Genomic DNA, 16,544 nt, shown 5'->3' with positions numbered 1-16,544 from the left:
CGCACAGAATTCGGGTGGCTGCGATTAATGTCGTTTGCAGGGTGTTCTATTGCGGTCAAGCAGTTGGCGAGAAGCCATACCGCGTTCGTGAGCCACTCTCTCATGGGCCACTTTGTCATGGACCATGACACGCAATTGTCTTTCTGAGACGCGATAGTTCCTGGCCAAAGTCCTTGGCCAAGCAAATTTCATCAACAAGAACCATTGGAGACGATCATGGACGGAAGCGATACGCCGACCCCCGGCAAGTGCCCTGTTGCGCATGGGGCGCGTCCCGGCTTTGAGGTTCGCTCGAACCGTGACTGGTGGCCGAACCAGCTGAACCTGAAGATCCTGCACCAGCATTCTGCCCTGTCCAATCCGATGGGCAAGGCGTTCGACTATGCTGAAGAGTTCAAGAAGCTCGACCTTGCCGCGCTGAAGCAGGACCTGTTCGCGCTGATGACGGATTCGCAGGACTGGTGGCCGGCCGATTTCGGCCATTACGGTCCGCTGTTCATCCGCATGGCCTGGCACAGTGCCGGCACCTACCGCACCGGCGACGGGCGCGGCGGCGCCTCCTCGGGCACGCAGCGCTTCGCCCCCCTCAATTCGTGGCCCGACAACGTCAATCTCGACAAGGCCCGCCGCCTGCTCTGGCCGATCAAGCGCAAATACGGCAACCAGATCTCCTGGGCCGATCTGATGGTCCTGACCGGCAATTGCGCCCTGGAATCGATGGGCTTCAAGACCTTCGGCTTTGCCGGCGGCCGCGAGGATGTGTGGGAGCCCGAAGAGGACATCTACTGGGGCACCGAGAACGTCTGGCTCGACGACAAGCGCTACACCGGCGACCGCAATCTGGAGAACCCGCTCGCCGCCGTGCAGATGGGCCTGATCTACGTCAATCCGGAAGGGCCGAACGGCAATCCCGATCCTCTGGCGGCGGCGCGCGACATCCGCGAGACCTTCTCCCGCATGGCGATGAACGACGAGGAGACGGTGGCGCTGATCGCGGGCGGCCATACCTTCGGCAAGACCCATGGTGCCGGCGATGCGGCCAATGTCGGTCCCGAGCCCGAGGCGGCCGGCATCGAGCTGCAGGGCCTGGGCTGGCACAACAAGTTCGGCACGGGCAAGGGGGGCGATGCCATCGGCTCGGGCCTTGAGGTGACCTGGACCTCGACGCCGACCAAATGGAGCAACAACTTCTTCTGGAACCTGTTCGGCTATGACTGGGAGCTGACCAAGAGCCCGGCGGGTGCCCATCAGTGGCAGCCCAAGCACGGGGCGGGTGCCGGCTCGGTGCCGGATGCGCATGACCGCTCCAGGCGCCATGCCCCCTCCATGCTGACCACCGACCTGGCGCTGCGTGTCGACCCGGCCTATGAGAAGATCTCCCGGCATTTCTTCGAGAACCCGGAGGCCTTCGCCGACGCCTTTGCCCGGGCCTGGTTCAAGCTGACCCATCGCGACATGGGCCCGCGCGCCCGCTATCTCGGCCCGGAGGTTCCGGCCGAGGAGCTGATCTGGCAGGATCCGCTGCCGGCTGTCGACCATGCCCTGATCGACGAGAAGGACGTGGCCGATCTCAAGGCCAGGATTCTGGCTTCGGGCCTGTCGATTTCCGAACTCACCGCCACGGCCTGGGCCTCGGCCTCGACCTTCCGCGGCTCCGACAAGCGCGGCGGCGCCAATGGCGCGCGCATCCGTCTCGCCCCGCAGAAGGACTGGGAGGCCAACCAGCCGGCGCAGCTGGCCAAGGTGCTCGCCACGCTGGAGGAGATCCAGCAGGGCTTCAATGCGGCGCAGGCCGGCGGCAAGAAGGTCTCGCTCGCCGACCTGATCGTGCTGGGCGGCAATGCCGCGGTCGAGCAGGCGGCCAAGCAGGCCGGCCATGAGGTGACGGTGCCCTTCGCACCGGGCCGCACCGATGCGAGCCAGGAGCAGACCGATGTGGAGTCCTTCGCCGTGCTCGAGCCGGTGGCGGATGGCTTCCGCAACTATCTGAAGACGGACTACAGCGTGCCGGCCGAAGGGCTGCTGGTCGACAAGGCCCAGCTCTTGGGCCTGACGGCGCCGGAACTCACCGTGCTGGTCGGGGGCCTGCGCGTGCTCGACGCCAATGCCGGTGGTAGCAAGCATGGCGTGCTGACCGACCGGCCAGGGGCGCTGACCACCGACTTCTTCGTCAACCTGCTCGACATGGGCACGGCCTGGAAGGCGACCTCGCCGGCCGAGGACGTGTTCGAGGGCCGCGACCGCGCCACGGGCGAGGTGAAGTGGACCGGCACCCGCGCCGACCTGGTGTTCGGCTCCAACTCCCAGCTGCGGGCGCTGGCCGAGGTCTACGCCAGCCAGGATGCCAACGCCAAGTTCGTCACCGACTTCGTCGCCGCCTGGACAAAGGTCATGAACGCGGATCGCTTCGATCTGGCGTGATCACTGTGAAAGTTGCGCGGCTCCGTCGGGAGCCGGGCACAGCATGGAAAGCCACCCTCACAAAGGGTGGCTTTTCGCGTTCAGGGCAGGCTTTCTGGTTGCCGATGCTGCCGATATGCTCCAGTGGCGAATGAAGCGCGGTGCGAGGATTGCAGATGCCGATGTCCGATTTTCTCAAGGATCTGCTGGCGCGGTTCCCGCTCGAGCCCGGCTGCGGGGAGGTGGGAACCCTCAGCGAGTCGGCCCTGGATCATCTCGACTGGCGCGTGCGGGAAGCTGCCGCAGCGGGGGCTTTGCGCAGCCTGGAGACGGGAACCGGCCATACCACGCTTCTGCTCGCCCGCTACGCCAGATGGCACAGCGTCTATGCCGACGGCGGGCAGGCTACATTGCCGGCGGGCAGAGGCTTCACGGCGGAAAACATCACCTGGATCGACGGCCCGGTTGCCAGAGCCATGCTGGTGCAGCCGCCGCGGGAGGAAGTCGACATCGCCGTTCTCGGCGGCGCCGACGGCTATCCGGCGGCCGATCTTGCCTTCGCCGCCATCCGCGAGCGGCTGAAGCCGGGCGCCTTGCTGGTGATCTCGGACATCCGCATCCCCAGCGTCCATCAACTCTATCGCTTTCTTCTGACAGACGACGCCTTCCAACTCGACAAGGTGGCCGTTACCACCGCCTTCTTCGATTACCGGTCGGGAGCCGAGGCCAAGGGGCTCGCCGCAACCTGGTGGCAGCAGCGCTATAACGCCCAGCTCTTTCCGGCCTTCGCGACGGGGGAGTTGGAGGTTGGAGCGAGCCTGCCCGTGCGCCTGGCCTTCGATGCCGTGCTGCATCGCCGCTCGCCCCACCTCCTGCGCGGCTTTGCCCTGGAGGATGGCCGTCCGGTCAGCGAGGGTCGCGAATCCCATCTCACCTTGAAGTTCGCCGAGCCACAAACGGGAAGGCGGCGGGTCGTCATCGAGCTCGAGCCGATGGCGGTCTCAGCGCGGCGGCAGGCAGGGCTTGCGCCGGGTGTCACGATCCGCGTCGGGTCCTGGGAGGCTGCCTCGATCCGGTTCGAGGATGACCGGCGTCTTGCGGTCGCGTTCAGCCTGGATCCGAAGGCGGAGGACCGGCTCGACCTCGTCTTCCAGCACGAGGGCCTGCCCATGGCCGACAGGAGCCTGAACGGCCGGCAATGCAATTTCCGCCTGCACGCTCTCGAGGTTTCCGCCGAGCGGGCGGATGCACCGGTCAATCTCGTGCAGCGGGTCGACGGCTCCGTGATGTCGTTCGATCAGGCTGGCCGGCGCTTTTCCTTCTTCGTAGATGATCTCGGCGATTCCGTGCAGAACTTTCATGTCCACGGCCGCTTCTACGAGCTCGATGATCTCGAGGCGCTGCGAAGCTTGGTTGGCAGCAAACCACGTATCCTGGAAGTCGGCGCGCATGTCGGCAACCACACGGTCTATTTTTCCCATTTCTTCGACGCCGCCATCGTCGTGCCTGTGGAACCCAATCCACGCTCCCAGGCGATCCTGCGCCTCAATTGTCAGCTCAACCATTGCCGGAATGTCGATCTCAGCCGCGTCGATCATGCGCTCGGAGCGAAGGCCGGGCGGGGCAGGGTGGTCGCGGTGGCGGACCACAATTCGGGCGGAGCAATGGTCGAGCCCGGGAATACCGGCCCTCTTGCGATCGTCAGGGGTGACGACCTTTTCGCGAGTGAGGATTTCGACCTCGTCAAGATCGATGTCGAAGGCATGGAGTTGGAGGTCCTCGGCGGTCTCGACGGCCTGATCGAGCGCTGCCGCCCCCTGCTGTTCATCGAAGTTCGGGACGACCATGAAACGACCCTGGAGCGCCTGCTCGCCTCCTGGCATTATCGGATCATGCGGCGAAGCCGGATGTATGAAGGGCTGACGAACGTCGTTGCGCGCTTCGAAAAGGAGGAGGAAGCCTCCCCGCCGCGACGTTTCGGCTGGGTGTTTCGCCGTTGATCCCGCCATTCTTTCTCGTCGTCCCTCTATGATTGAGGGGATGAACGCGTGGCGGCAAAAAATTCTCCTAAAATACTATAATGTATCACCATAATTATTTGAAAATATTGGATATTTAATAGAATTTTTGTAATGAGACATGATGCGGAGCCATTGGTGTGACTGGCTGCGAGTAGGCGCGGCCACAGTCTTGCACCATCCGGGCGGCCAGTCTTTTCACCACCCGAACGAACAGGATTTCTACCCGTCCGGGCGTTTCCAACCGCGGCAAAACGCGATCTGCTAAGCCAACCAAAAATCCCCAGGACGAAGCATTCGGGGGAACAGGCAAGAGGCCGGTGTCGGGCTGCCTGCGGGATCATGGATGGATGACGGGGGACGCCTTGGATGGATGAGAGCAGGCCACTCAGTTTCCGCGAGGACGTGCGCAGCCTGCTGTTCAGGCTGCTCCTTTCTGTCGTCAGTGAACGCGAGCCTTCTCTGGCCGCGGTGCTGGCCGGCACCGAGCCTCTGGATAGGCTCGACAAGAAGCAGCGCATCTGCGCGCTGCAGGCGACCGGAATCTGGTTCCAGCTCGTCGCCATTGCCAACGAACTCCTCGCCGTGCGCGCTCGGCGCGAGCTCGAACAGATCGGCGGCGCCGACGAAATCGTCGGCTCCTTTTCCAACGTGCTAGGCGAGATCGCCGCCGCCGGCTATCCGGCCGAGGAAGTGCAGGCGGCGCTCGACCAATTGTGGGTCGGGCCGACCATGACGGCACACCCGACCGAAGCCAAGCGGGTCACCGTTCTCGAGATCCACCGGCGCATCTATCGCAAGCTCACCGAGCTGGAACAGCATCGCTGGGCGCCGCGCGAGCGCGAGCAGCACGTCAACGACCTCGCTAGCGAGATCGAGCTGCTGTGGATGTCGGGCGAATTGCGGCTCGAACGGCCATCGGTCGAGCGCGAAATCGCCTGGGGCCTCCACTTCTTTCGCGAGGTCATCTTCGAGGCGACGCCCCGGATCTACGAGACGGCCAAGGAGGCACTGGGGCGCCACTACCCGGAATATGACCTCAAGGTACCCTCCTTCCTGCATTTCGCCTCCTGGATCGGCGGCGACCGCGACGGCAATCCCAATGTCACGGCCAAGACCACGGCCTATGCACTCGATGCTTGCCGCCAGGCCGTCATCGGCTGGTATATTCAGCAGGTGCGCCGCCTGGTGACCTTGCTCAGCGTCAGCGCCAACGTCGTCGACATTCCCGAGGATTTCGGCCAGGCCCTGGCGCGCCTCCTGAGCTCGACGGGCACGGCATCGGCCGTGACGGCACGCAATCCCGGGGAGCCCCTGCGCCAGTTCGCGGCGGGCATGCTGGAGCGTCTGCGCGCCCTGCGCAGCGAGTCTCTCGCCGAGCCCTATGCCCGGGCGGATGCCTTCAACGCCGATCTCGGCGATCTCGAAAACGTCCTCATCAAGCTTGGCGGCTCGCTGACGGCGCGGCGCCTCATTCGCCCCCTGCGCCAGCAGGTCGAGAGTTTCGGCTTCCGCACCGTCTCGCTCGACATCCGCCAGAATTCCACGGTCGTCAATCGCGTGCTGGCCGAGTTATTCGGCCAGATCGCGGCAGACGAGGTGCCGCAGCCAGAAACCGGGCAATGGAGCACTCGCCTGCGTTCCGAGCTGCAATCAGGCAGGAGACCGACGCTTGATCGGGCGGCGCTGTCCGACGAAGCCCGGGAATTGCTCGACCTCTTCGACGTCATCCGCGACGCGTCGGTGGATCCGAGCACAGGCGCCATAGGTGCCTTCATCCTGTCGATGACACGCTCCTGCGACGACCTACTCGCTGTCTATCTGCTCGCCCAATATAGCGGCCTGGCCACGGCCGCCGACGGCAGCGGCACCATCAACCTGCGCGTGGTGCCGTTGTTCGAGACCATCGCGGATCTGCGCACTGCCCCCGACATTCTCGACCAATTGTTCGGGATTTCGATCGTGCGCCGATCGGTGCGCGAATTCGCCAACCGCCAGGAAGTCATGCTCGGCTATTCCGACAGCAACAAGGATGGCGGCTTCCTCGCTTCCAACTGGGAGCTGAGCAAGGCCCAGCGGCGCATCGCTGCGCTGGGTCTCAAGCGCAAGGTCAAGATCAGCTTCTTCCATGGCCGCGGCGGCTCGGTCAGCCGTGGCGGGGCGCCCACCGGCCGCGCCATCGCGGCCCAGCCGGCCGGCACCATCGACGGGGTCATGCGTGTGACCGAGCAGGGCGAGGTGGTGTCGTCGAAATTCGCCAATCGTGGTACCGGCCTCTACCAGCTCGAGATCCTGGCCGCGAGCGTGTTCGCCCACTCTGTCAAGTCGCGTAACGAGAGCGAGCTCAAGGACATCCCCGAGTTCAACGAGGCCCTGGAAGCGCTCACCGGCATGTCGCAGGCTAGCTATTCCGGCCTGATCCGCGAGCCCGGCTTCATCGACTATTTCAACCAGGCCAGCCCGGTCGAGGAATTGTCGCTGCTCAAGATCGGATCGCGCCCGGCGCGGCGCTTCGGCGCCCGCGACATCTCGGATCTGCGCGCCATTCCCTGGGTCTTCGCCTGGAGCCAGAACCGGCACCTGATCACCAATTGGTATGGCATCGGCAGCGCGCTCAACTCCTTCGTGGGCGTTCGCGGCGATGCCGGCCTCGACCTCCTGCGTCAGATGTTCGAACGCTCGCGCTTCTTCCGGCTCGTCGTCGACGAAGTGGACAAGGGGCTCTACCAGACCGACATGGAGATCGGGCACCTCTATGCCTCGCTGGTGCAGGACAACGAGGTGGGTGAACGCATCTATCGCAAGATCGCGGCCGAATATGACCTGACCCGCAAGATGATAGGCGAGGTCAATGGCGGACTGGCCCTTTCGGAGCGATTTCCCTCTTTCAAACGCCATTTCGACCAGATCCGCCCGCAGATGGATGCGATCCACCGCCTGCAGGTTCAGCTTTTACGGGAAGTCCGTACCCAGGACGGCAAGTCCGCCAGCCCCAAGCGGGCGGTCAATGCCCTGCTGCTTTCGATCAACTGCATCTCGGCCGGGCTCGGTTGGACCGGCTGACGATGGTCATATCAGCGCCTCCGGGCGTCACAAGGGAGAGTTTCATGGATAGCCCAGTCAGATCCGGCAGCACCGATACCGGCCATTTCTTTCGCGATACCCTGTCCAAGGCCGATCCGGCGGTCAGCGGTGCCATCGGCCGCGAGCTTCATCGCCAGCGCGAGGAGATCGAACTGATTGCCTCCGAAAACATCGTCTCCAGGGCGGTGCTTGAGGCGCAGGGCTCCGTCCTTACCAACAAATATGCCGAGGGCTATCCCGGGCGCCGCTACTATGGCGGCTGCCAACACGTCGACGAGGTCGAGGAACTTGCCCGCGAGCGGGCGCGGCAGTTGTTCAACTGCAGCTTTGCCAATGTGCAGCCCAATTCGGGCAGCCAGGCCAACCAGTCGGTGTTCATGGCCCTGATGCAGCCGGGCGATACTTTTCTCGGCCTGAACCTTGCCGCGGGTGGCCATCTCACCCATGGTGCGCCCGTCAACCAATCGGGCAAGTGGTTCAATGTGGTTTCCTATGGCGTCGACCCCAAGACGCATCGGATTGATCTCGACGAGGTGCGTGCCCTCGCCAAGACCCACCGGCCCAAGCTGATCCTGGCCGGTGGCTCGGCCTATCCGCGCATCATCGACTTCAAAGCCTTCCGCGAGATCGCCGACGAGATCGGCGCCAAGCTGTTCGTCGACATGGCGCATTTTGCCGGCCTGGTTGCAGGCGGCGTCCATCCCAATCCGCTCGACCATGCCCATGTGGTGACCACCACAACGCACAAGACCCTGCGCGGCCCGCGCGGCGGCATGGTGCTGTCGAATGACGAGGACATCGGCAAGAAGATCAATTCGGCAGTCTTTCCCGGCCTGCAGGGAGGGCCCCTGATGCACGTCATCGCCGCAAAGGCCGTCGCCTTCGGCGAGGCGCTGACGCCCGAGTTCAAGACCTATGCCGCCAATGTCGTCGATAACGCCAAGGCCCTGGCGGAGGGACTGTCCAGTGGCGGCGTCGACATCGTGTCTGGCGGTACCGACACCCATCTGATGCTGGTGGATCTCACCCGCAAGAACCTCACCGGCAAGGCGGTGGAAGCCGCGCTCGGACGCGCTCACATCACCTGCAACAAGAACGGTATTCCGTTCGATCCCCAGGGACCGATGGTCACCTCCGGCGTACGCCTGGGCACGCCGGCCTGCACGACCCGCGGCTTCATGACCGAAGAGTTCAGGCAAGTTGCACGCCTGACGCTCAAGGTGATCGACGGTCTTGCCGCCGATGGCGAAGAGGGCAACGGCGCCGTGGAAACCGGCGTGCGCGAGGAGGTGCAGGACCTGCTCGCCCGCTTCCCAATCTATGATTGAATCAGAGTGAAGTGGAAGGCCATGGCCATTGTCCAAGTCATGGCCTTCTACCCGCTGCCGTGGCCTGGGCCTGCAATTCTGAAAACGTGCCGGTGTCGGGGCCGCGTCAGTTCGGATCGTTGAGATCGACCGGCCCGGCCTCGGAAACCGGTCGGCCGAGCGTATCGGCCACCCATCGCGCCACGCTCGGACCGATGACCAGCACGATGATCAGCCGAACCGTCTGCAAGGCCATGACGAAGGGAGTGTCGACATGGGTCGAGGCCGCGATGATGGCGGCCGCATCGACCCCGCCCGGGCTGGTGGCGAGATAGGCCGTCAGCGGATCGACATGCAGGAAGATCACGAGCAGCCAGGCCAGAAAACCGCAGAAGGCCATCAGAAGGACGGTAGCGCCCACGCTCGGCAGCAAGGCCCGGGCGGCTGCGGCCAGGATCTGCGGCGTGAAGCGCAAGCCGGTGTTCCAGCCGATCAGCGTATAGCTCGCGATGAGCACGATCGGCGGCAATTCAATCCGGACCCAGCCCAGCACATTGAAGAGCGCGCCGAGTGCCAGGGGGCCGAGGAGCATGCCCGCGGGGATGCGCAGGAGGCGGCCGATGCCGCCGCCGGCAAGCGCGATCGCTGCCGTCGCCAGGAGATCGCTGAACGCCATCGGCGGGAAAAAGCCGGTCGCGAAGCGGCCGCCGCCGTCCTGAACGAAAAGGAGGGCGATCAGCGAAGCGGCCGCAGCCACCAGAACCACGCGCAGATATTGCATGAAGGCGACAAGGCGGAAATCCGCACCATAGGCTTCCGCCATCGCCATCATCACGGTGGCGGCGCCCGGCAGCATGCCCCAGACTGCCGTGCTGCCGGCAATGATGCGCAAGCGGCTCATGCCCCATCCGATCAGCGCGCTCGCGGCGACGGCAAGGCCCACCACGGCACAGAATACCGGCCATTGCCGGGCAAGGCTGGCAAGGATCGTCGGATTGATCGCCTGGGCGATGAGGCAGCCGATCACCATTTGTGCTGCTGCGTTCAGGGACGAGGGAACCTTGACCGCTCCACCCGCCATCTGGAGCAGGACGCCGGCAGACAGGGGCCCGAGCATGAAGGCCGCGGGAAGCTTCAACCCTTGCAGCAGGCCCGCAAGCAGGATGGAACAGGCCAGCAATGCGGCCCAACGCCGAGCCGGCGGCGCGGATTGAAGAGAGAGGCGGGCAGGGCCCGGCCATCGAGCCAAGCGTTTCATGGCTGGAGCGTGACCTCGTCGGCCTTGGTCACGCGGGCGAGGAGCGGGAAGATGCGTTCGAAGGCGAAGGCATGCATGTCTGCAGCGCGGCCCGTGCAGGCGTCCTCCACCAGCACGACGGCATAGCCATGCTCATGGGCGGTTCGGGCGGTCGACTCCACGCCGATATTGGTGGCGATGCCGCCGATGACCACGGTGGTGATGCCGCGACGCCTCAGCTGCAGGTCGAGTTCGGTGCCGTAGAAGGCGCCCCATTGGCGCTTGGTGACCCGCAGATCGGAGGGTTCTGCAAGGCCGTCGGCCAGATCGGCCCAGCCGTCGGGAAAACCGCCGGGCGGTATTTTCATCGGCTGATCGACCGCTCCCGTGGGCGCGTCGCCGAAATCCGGAGAAAAGGCGACATTGACGAGAATGACGGGGGCGCCAGCGGCGCGAAACCGCCTGGCCAGGAGCTGCCCTTTGGCAAGCACGTCGGAGCCGGAATAGGGCTCGGTCGGCGTACCGACAATGCCCTTTTGCAGATCGATCAGAATGAGGGCCGTGGTGCGGGCGGGTAGGGCGAGCATGGAACCATCCTTTCGCCGGGTTCTCGACCGTCCTGTGCCGGGTTGCGCCGTGCGGGGAAGGTCGCTATTTATTTGAGGAATTGCTCAAGCAACATATCTATTTGAGGGTGGACTCAAATTTGTCAAGCCAGAAACGCAAAACCCTGGCGCCGCAGCGCGAGGTCGGCCGCCAACGCGTGGCGGAACTGCTGGAGGCGGCGGCGGAGGTGATCCAGGAGCGCGGGTTCGAAGCGACGACGATGGCGGAGATCGCCCTGCGCGCCGATGCCCGCATCGGCTCGCTCTATCGCTTCTTTCCCAGCAAGGACGCGGTGGCGGATGCCCTGATGGACCATTATGCGACGGTCCTTGCCGCGGCCTATGATTCCGTGCGCGACCAGGCAGGACATGTCACGCCGGAGGAACTGGCGGACCTCCTGATCGAGCTCCTGGTAAAGCTTCATCCCAAGGCACGGGCCGTCACGGCCTTGTTGGATTCGAGGACAGATTGGACGCAGATCCGCCTCCGCTTCCGCGCCCAGGCTCTTGCCGGCGTACGCGCAGCGCTGAAGGCCAACGCGCCAGGCCTGGCCGAGGCCGAGGCGGACGATATAGCGGCGGTCGTGCTCAACAACATGAAGACCATGGTCGGCATGATGCGCAGGGATGCACCCACGACCCCCGGTGCTCCCGACCAGCTCAGATTGATGAACCGTCTCTATCTGGCAGCCAGCCTGGCGCCCGCGCGGCCATGATGATTGATAGTCTGGGCGCGCTGTAGCTCTCTCTACCCTGGCGCAATCGCGTCATGCCCATGAAATCTTAAACCTCTAGCCTGATTTTGCTTGTCAAGGCGATGGAAGGTGCCGCAAGTACGATCCAGTTTGAGGATGCCGTGTCCATGCGTTCGAGTGTGTTGCCCGTTCTAACTTTCCTTGGTCTGGGTGCCGGTTCGCTCGTCTCCGGCTTGCCGGCGCATGCCGATGAACGCTCTCCCTATTCGGTACTGAACTTCTCCTCGCAGCCTGATGCCGGTCCGGACTGGATCGTGACATTGGGCGTTGGGGTTCAGTACGGGCCGACCTATGAAGGCGCTTCGAAAACCAGCGTCACGGTGCTGCCCTCCGATTTCGACATCAGGCGCGCCGGGGAAGCGCCAGGCTGGGGCGCCCCCGACGATGCGTTCTCCTTCGCCTTGTTGGAGAGCCATGGCTTTGCCATCGGGCCCGCGGCCGATTTCCGCGGTGGCCGCTCACGGTCGGATGAGCGGGACCTCACCGGGGTGCATACGGTACCCGCGACGCTGGATGCCGGCCTGTTCATGGAATATTGGCTGATCGAGAACCAGTTGCGTGCCCGGGCGGAGGTACGCCAGGCCCTGCGGGCGGGGCAGGGGCTGGTCGCTGATTTCTCGGCCGATTGGGTGCAGCCCTATGGCGCCTTCACTTTTTCCATAGGCCCGCGCCTGTCGGTCGGCAACGGGACCTATATGCGCTCCTCCTTCGGCGTGACGGAGCGCGATGCCCTGCGTAATGGGCAGGTGATACCCTACGACCCCTCGGCCGGCATCAAGGCTTATGGCGCCCTCGCTTCGGTTTCCTATCAATTCTCGCCAGCCTGGAAGGCTACGGTCTACGACAAGTTCGAGCGCCTGACGGGCGATGCCGCCGACAGCCCGGTCACAAAGCGCTTCGGTTCGGTCAATCAGAACACGGTCGGCCTCAGCCTGAGCTATTCCTTCGGCCTGAAGTTTCGCTAGAACGCGCTTTACGCCAAGACTTGTTGAGATTCAGGCCTTCCCATTGAAGACTGATTACGATTCAAGCTTTGGGTGGAACGATTTGTACTGCCCCCCACGCGCCTACCATGAGCGGAAAGTCGATCGTGACTTTCGCGCGGCTTTCCAGGCGAACTTCAGGATGGGGGCGGTGGTATTCAGCCCAGCCAAAAAGACGATGAGGGTTCGTCATCAAGCGACTAGGTTACCAGATTATAGTATGAACGAATGTTGCCGTATCTGCGCGGTAAGGCAATGCGGTTGACAGGCTTGCTGTCGCGCAATCACCTCATTGAGAAGGATCGTGCTTATGGATGAAGCCACTTCAACCGCGACACCGAAGACGGTACCTGCCCCGCGTGACCAGCATCTCCGCGACATGGCAGATTGCATCAGGTTCCTGTCGATGGATGCCGTGCAGAAGGCCAAGAGCGGTCATCCCGGCGCGCCCATGGGCATGGCTGACATCGCCACTGTCCTCTACAAGGATTTCATGACGTTCGATGCGGCGGAGCCCCACTGGCCCGATCGGGATCGCTTCGTTCTCTCCAACGGCCATGCCTCGATGCTGCTCTACAGCCTGCTTTACCTGACAGGCGAGAAGGACATGCCGATCGAAGAGCTGGAGCGTTTCCGCCAGGTTGGCAGCAAGACACCAGGTCACCCCGAATACGGCCATGCCGCCGGCATCGAGCTCACCACTGGCCCTCTTGGGCAGGGCATCGCGGATTCGGTCGGCATGTCTCTGGGCGAGCGCATCCTGAATGCGACCTTCGGCGACGATCTGGTCAACCATTACACCTATGTCTTTATGGGCGATGGCTGCCTGATGGAAGGCATCAGCGAGGAGGCGATCTCGCTGGCCGGCCATCTCAAGCTGGGGCGGCTCATCGCCTTCTGGGACAACAATTCCATCACCATCGACGGGGCGACCAGCCTCGCCGTGTCCGACAACGAGATCGAGCGCTTCCGGGCCTCCGGCTGGCATGTTCAGGAGATTGACGGCCATGACACCGACGCCATCCGCGAGGCGATCACGGCCGCCCGCGCGGTGACGGACAAGCCGTCGATGATCGCCTGCAAGACGATCATCGGCTTCGGCTTCCCCACCAGGGCCGGCACGCAGAAGGCCCATAGCGATGCGCCAGGGGAAGAGGAGATCGCCGGTGCCCGCAAGATACTGGGCTGGGACTCGCCGCCCTTCGTGATCCCCGACCACCTCCTGAAGGCCTGGCGCGACATCGGCTCGAAGGGAGCAAGCGCTCGCGCCGCCTGGCTGGAGCGTGTCAAGGCCACGCCGGAGCCGCTGCGCGCGGAATTCGAGCGCCGCCACAGGGGCGAACTGCCGGCAGATTGGAAGAGCGCCATTGCCGCCGCCAAGCAGGAGTTCATCGCTGGCGACAAGGGCATGGCAACCCGGCAGGCGAGCGGCGCCGTGCTCGAACACCTCGCCAACGCGATCCCCGAATTGCTTGGCGGCTCGGCCGACCTCACGCCCTCCAACAACACGAGGACCAAGAGCCAGGTCGAGATCAGGCCGGGCGCCTATGCCGGGTCTTACGTCCACTACGGCGTGCGCGAGCATGGCATGGCGGCTGCGATGAACGGCATCGCGCTGCATGGCGGCCTCGTCCCCTACGGCGGAACCTTCATGTGCTTTTCGGATTATTGCCGCCCAGCCATCAGGCTTGCGGCGCTGATGCGCATCCGCACGATCTTCGTGATGACGCATGATTCGATCGGTCTGGGCGAGGACGGCCCCACCCATCAGCCTGTCGAGCATCTGGCGGCACTGCGTGCCATCCCGCATCTGGGTGTCTACCGCCCCGGCGATCCCGTCGAGACGGCCGAATGCTGGGAACTCATCCTCGATCAGCCGCGCCGTGCCGCACTCATCGCACTGTCACGCCAACCCATGCCGCTGCTGCGCCGGGAGGCGAGCCTGGAGAACAAATCCGCCCGCGGTGCCTATGTCCTGCTGGAAGCCGAGGGCGGAGCGCGTAAGCTGACCATCCTGGCGACAGGTTCCGAACTTCATCTCGCCGTCGAGGCCCGCGAAATCATGCAGCAGGAGGGAGTGCCCACGGCCGTTGTCTCCATGCCCTGCCGCCTGCTCTTCGAGGAGCAGGATCTTGCCTACAAGAAGGCGGTGCTCGGCGAAGGGACCGCGCGCGTCGCCGTGGAAGCAGCGGTGGAACTCGGCTGGGAGCGCTATCTCGGCTTCGAGGGGCGCTTCGTTGGGATGCACGACTTCGGTGAATCCGGCAAAATCGACGATGTCTACAAGAAGTTCGATATTACGACGGATGCTGTCGTTCGTGCCGCCCGTGCTGTCGTCAGCGGAGATGGTTCGTGAAACGGCATAGGTCTAAGTGACCGCCAAAGTGGCTGAGAACGACCAGCGCAAGAAGCCTTTGGCCCTCCTTGCCTTGTGCTGGCGTTTCCTCGACTTCTGACCGCGCGCAATTGCTGCGCGGTCATTGGACGTCCGTCAGCACAAATCTGTGCAAGCAAAGCTTCGAAACCATAACTGACGACACGCCCTAGAACGAGTTGACGATCCGGCCCGCCCGCATGTCGCTGATCATGGTATGGGCGTGGTAATGCATGGCGCATTTGATCGCATAGATCTGCATCACCACCGGCGACTGGCGACGCTTGAGCATCGTCCACAAGCGCTGGCGATAGACCCGACGCAGTTCCTTCTGGGGCACCCGGCGCATCAGGCGCAGGAAGATACCGGCGGCTTCGAGCATCCACATCAGGTTGAGCTTCGCCAGGCGCAGCGGATGGCGGCGCAGATGCCGCAGCCTGGAGCGCTCCGGCTTGATGCGTTCGTCGAGATAGAGCGCGTCCAGCCGGTCGAAAAAGGCCTGGGGCTGGTGAAGATCGGCCATCACCTCCAGATAGCCGTCGCGCAGTGCCTCGCGGCTCAAATTGAGAGGGATGACATTGGTGCCGTAGGGCTGCAGGTCGGAGAGATCGAGACGGCCTTCCTTAGCGAGCCGAGCGTAGAGCGGCGTCTTGGGAATGGCGGCGAGCATGCCGACCATGGCGTTGACGATGCGGGACTCCCGGATGAAAACGCGCTGGGCTTCGAAGATGGAGGCATCGTCGCTGTCGAAACCCAGGATCATGCCACACCATACCTCGATGCCGCTGCGCTGGATGGTGTGGACCTTTTCCAGCATGGTGGCGCCTTTGCGCACGTTCTGCAGCTTCTTGGTCTCGCGCAAAGCGGCTTCATTGGGCGTTTCGATACCGATGAACACCACCCGGATATTGGCGTCGACCATCAGTTCCATCAGTTCGGCGTCGTCGGCGAGGTCGATGGAGGCTTCGGTGACGAAGGTCATCGGATAGTCATGCGCGACCTGCCAGGCGACGACGTCGCGCAGCACTTCCTTGATCGCCTTCTTGTTGCCGATCAGATTGTCGTCGACGATGAAGGCGGTATCCATCCCGGTCGCCAGCAGCGCCTCCAGTTCGGCGATGACCTGCCGGCTGGTCTTGATGCGGGGCTTGCGGCCAAACACCACGATGATGTCGCAGAACTCGCAGGTGAACGGGCAGCCGCGCGAGAATTGCACGCTGCCGACCGCATAATCGTCCATCTTGAGGAGATCGAAGCGCGGCACCGGCACCGTTGACATATCGGTCTTGTCGGCCTGCTCGTAACGACGGGCATGGCGATTATGGACCCAGTCATCCAGAAAGTGTGGCCAGCTCTCCTCGGCTTCGCCGATGAAGGTGACGTCGGCGTCGTCGCCAAAATAGTCCTCGCTCACCGTGATCCAGGGACCGCCGACCGCTACGAAGCACTTGCGACGCTTCAACTCATCGAGGATCTCGCGCATGCGGAAACGCTGCACGATCATGCCGGTGAGGCCGACGATATCGGCCCGGGCGCAGAGCTCATAGTCGATTGCCTCGACGTTTTCGTCGATCAGGGTGACGGTGTGTTCGGCCGGTGTCAGCGCCGCCAGCAAGGGCAGGCAGGCGACCGGCAGGTTGGCCTTGGCATCGAACAGAGGCAGGGCATGTTCCAGGCCCCAATAGGAAGCCTCGAAGCGCGGATTGATCAGCACGATATGGGCCATGGTCGTCACCGTTCGGTGGAGTTGAGGGAGATTCTTGCGGCTATTCCATCATTTC

10 protein-coding genes are annotated in these 16,544 nt (G+C 63.7%); 7 read left to right on the top strand and 3 right to left on the bottom strand.

Going from position 1 to position 16,544, the window contains the following annotated elements; translation table 11 throughout:
* The first annotated feature begins 216 nt into the window (after positions 1-216).
* From katG to glyA, 4 genes are all read left to right on the top strand, one after another.
* Positions 217-2,421 carry a catalase/peroxidase HPI gene (gene katG / locus ACZYTC_RS25880; RefSeq protein ID WP_488990889.1) on the top strand — a complete coding sequence of 735 codons (2,205 nt, stop codon included), beginning with the start codon at positions 217-219 and terminating at the stop codon, positions 2,419-2,421.
* A 155-nt stretch (positions 2,422-2,576) separates the two neighbouring features.
* Positions 2,577-4,400 (top strand): FkbM family methyltransferase, encoded by a 1,824-nt coding sequence (locus ACZYTC_RS25875; protein ID WP_488990888.1) that lies wholly within the window; start codon positions 2,577-2,579, stop codon positions 4,398-4,400.
* A 387-nt stretch (positions 4,401-4,787) separates the two neighbouring features.
* Positions 4,788-7,481 (top strand): phosphoenolpyruvate carboxylase, encoded by a 2,694-nt coding sequence (locus ACZYTC_RS25870; RefSeq protein WP_488990887.1) that lies wholly within the window; start codon positions 4,788-4,790, stop codon positions 7,479-7,481.
* A 44-nt stretch (positions 7,482-7,525) separates the two neighbouring features.
* Positions 7,526-8,830: a serine hydroxymethyltransferase gene (glyA, locus tag ACZYTC_RS25865; protein ID WP_434960734.1), complete on the top strand. Its 1,305-nt coding sequence runs from the start codon at positions 7,526-7,528 to the stop codon at positions 8,828-8,830.
* Positions 8,831-8,936: 106 nt separating this feature from the next.
* On the opposite strand, the gene ACZYTC_RS25860 is transcribed toward glyA, so the two are convergent.
* Together ACZYTC_RS25860 and ACZYTC_RS25855 are read right to left on the bottom strand one after the other, a co-directional pair.
* Positions 8,937-10,067 (bottom strand): AbrB family transcriptional regulator, encoded by a 1,131-nt coding sequence (locus tag ACZYTC_RS25860; RefSeq protein ID WP_488990886.1) that lies wholly within the window; start codon positions 10,065-10,067, stop codon positions 8,937-8,939.
* Positions 10,064-10,633 carry a hydrolase gene (locus ACZYTC_RS25855; RefSeq protein ID WP_441770708.1) on the bottom strand — a complete coding sequence of 190 codons (570 nt, stop codon included), beginning with the start codon at positions 10,631-10,633 and terminating at the stop codon, positions 10,064-10,066. Before ACZYTC_RS25855 ends, ACZYTC_RS25860 begins: the two co-directional genes overlap by 4 nt.
* A 119-nt stretch (positions 10,634-10,752) precedes the next feature.
* On the opposite strand from ACZYTC_RS25855, the gene ACZYTC_RS25850 reads away from it, so the two are divergent.
* From ACZYTC_RS25850 to tkt, 3 genes are all read left to right on the top strand, one after another.
* On the top strand, positions 10,753-11,367 hold the full coding sequence (locus tag ACZYTC_RS25850) for a TetR/AcrR family transcriptional regulator (RefSeq protein WP_441770709.1): 615 nt from the start codon (positions 10,753-10,755) through the stop codon (positions 11,365-11,367).
* Between the two features lie 146 nt (positions 11,368-11,513).
* Positions 11,514-12,371: a MipA/OmpV family protein gene (locus ACZYTC_RS25845; RefSeq protein WP_441770710.1), complete on the top strand. Its 858-nt coding sequence runs from the start codon at positions 11,514-11,516 to the stop codon at positions 12,369-12,371.
* A gap of 328 nt (positions 12,372-12,699) precedes the next feature.
* Complete coding sequence (gene tkt, locus ACZYTC_RS25840; protein ID WP_454817874.1) at positions 12,700-14,745, top strand: transketolase; 2,046 nt, start codon at positions 12,700-12,702, stop codon at positions 14,743-14,745.
* Between the two features lie 187 nt (positions 14,746-14,932).
* On the opposite strand, the gene ACZYTC_RS25835 is transcribed toward tkt, so the two are convergent.
* Positions 14,933-16,489 (bottom strand): B12-binding domain-containing radical SAM protein, encoded by a 1,557-nt coding sequence (locus ACZYTC_RS25835; protein WP_488990885.1) that lies wholly within the window; start codon positions 16,487-16,489, stop codon positions 14,933-14,935.
* Between the last annotated feature and the right edge of the window lie 55 nt (positions 16,490-16,544).

Source organism: Labrys sp. F242 (assembly GCF_057813875.1).
This window is presented reverse-complemented; position numbering and strand designations above follow the sequence as displayed.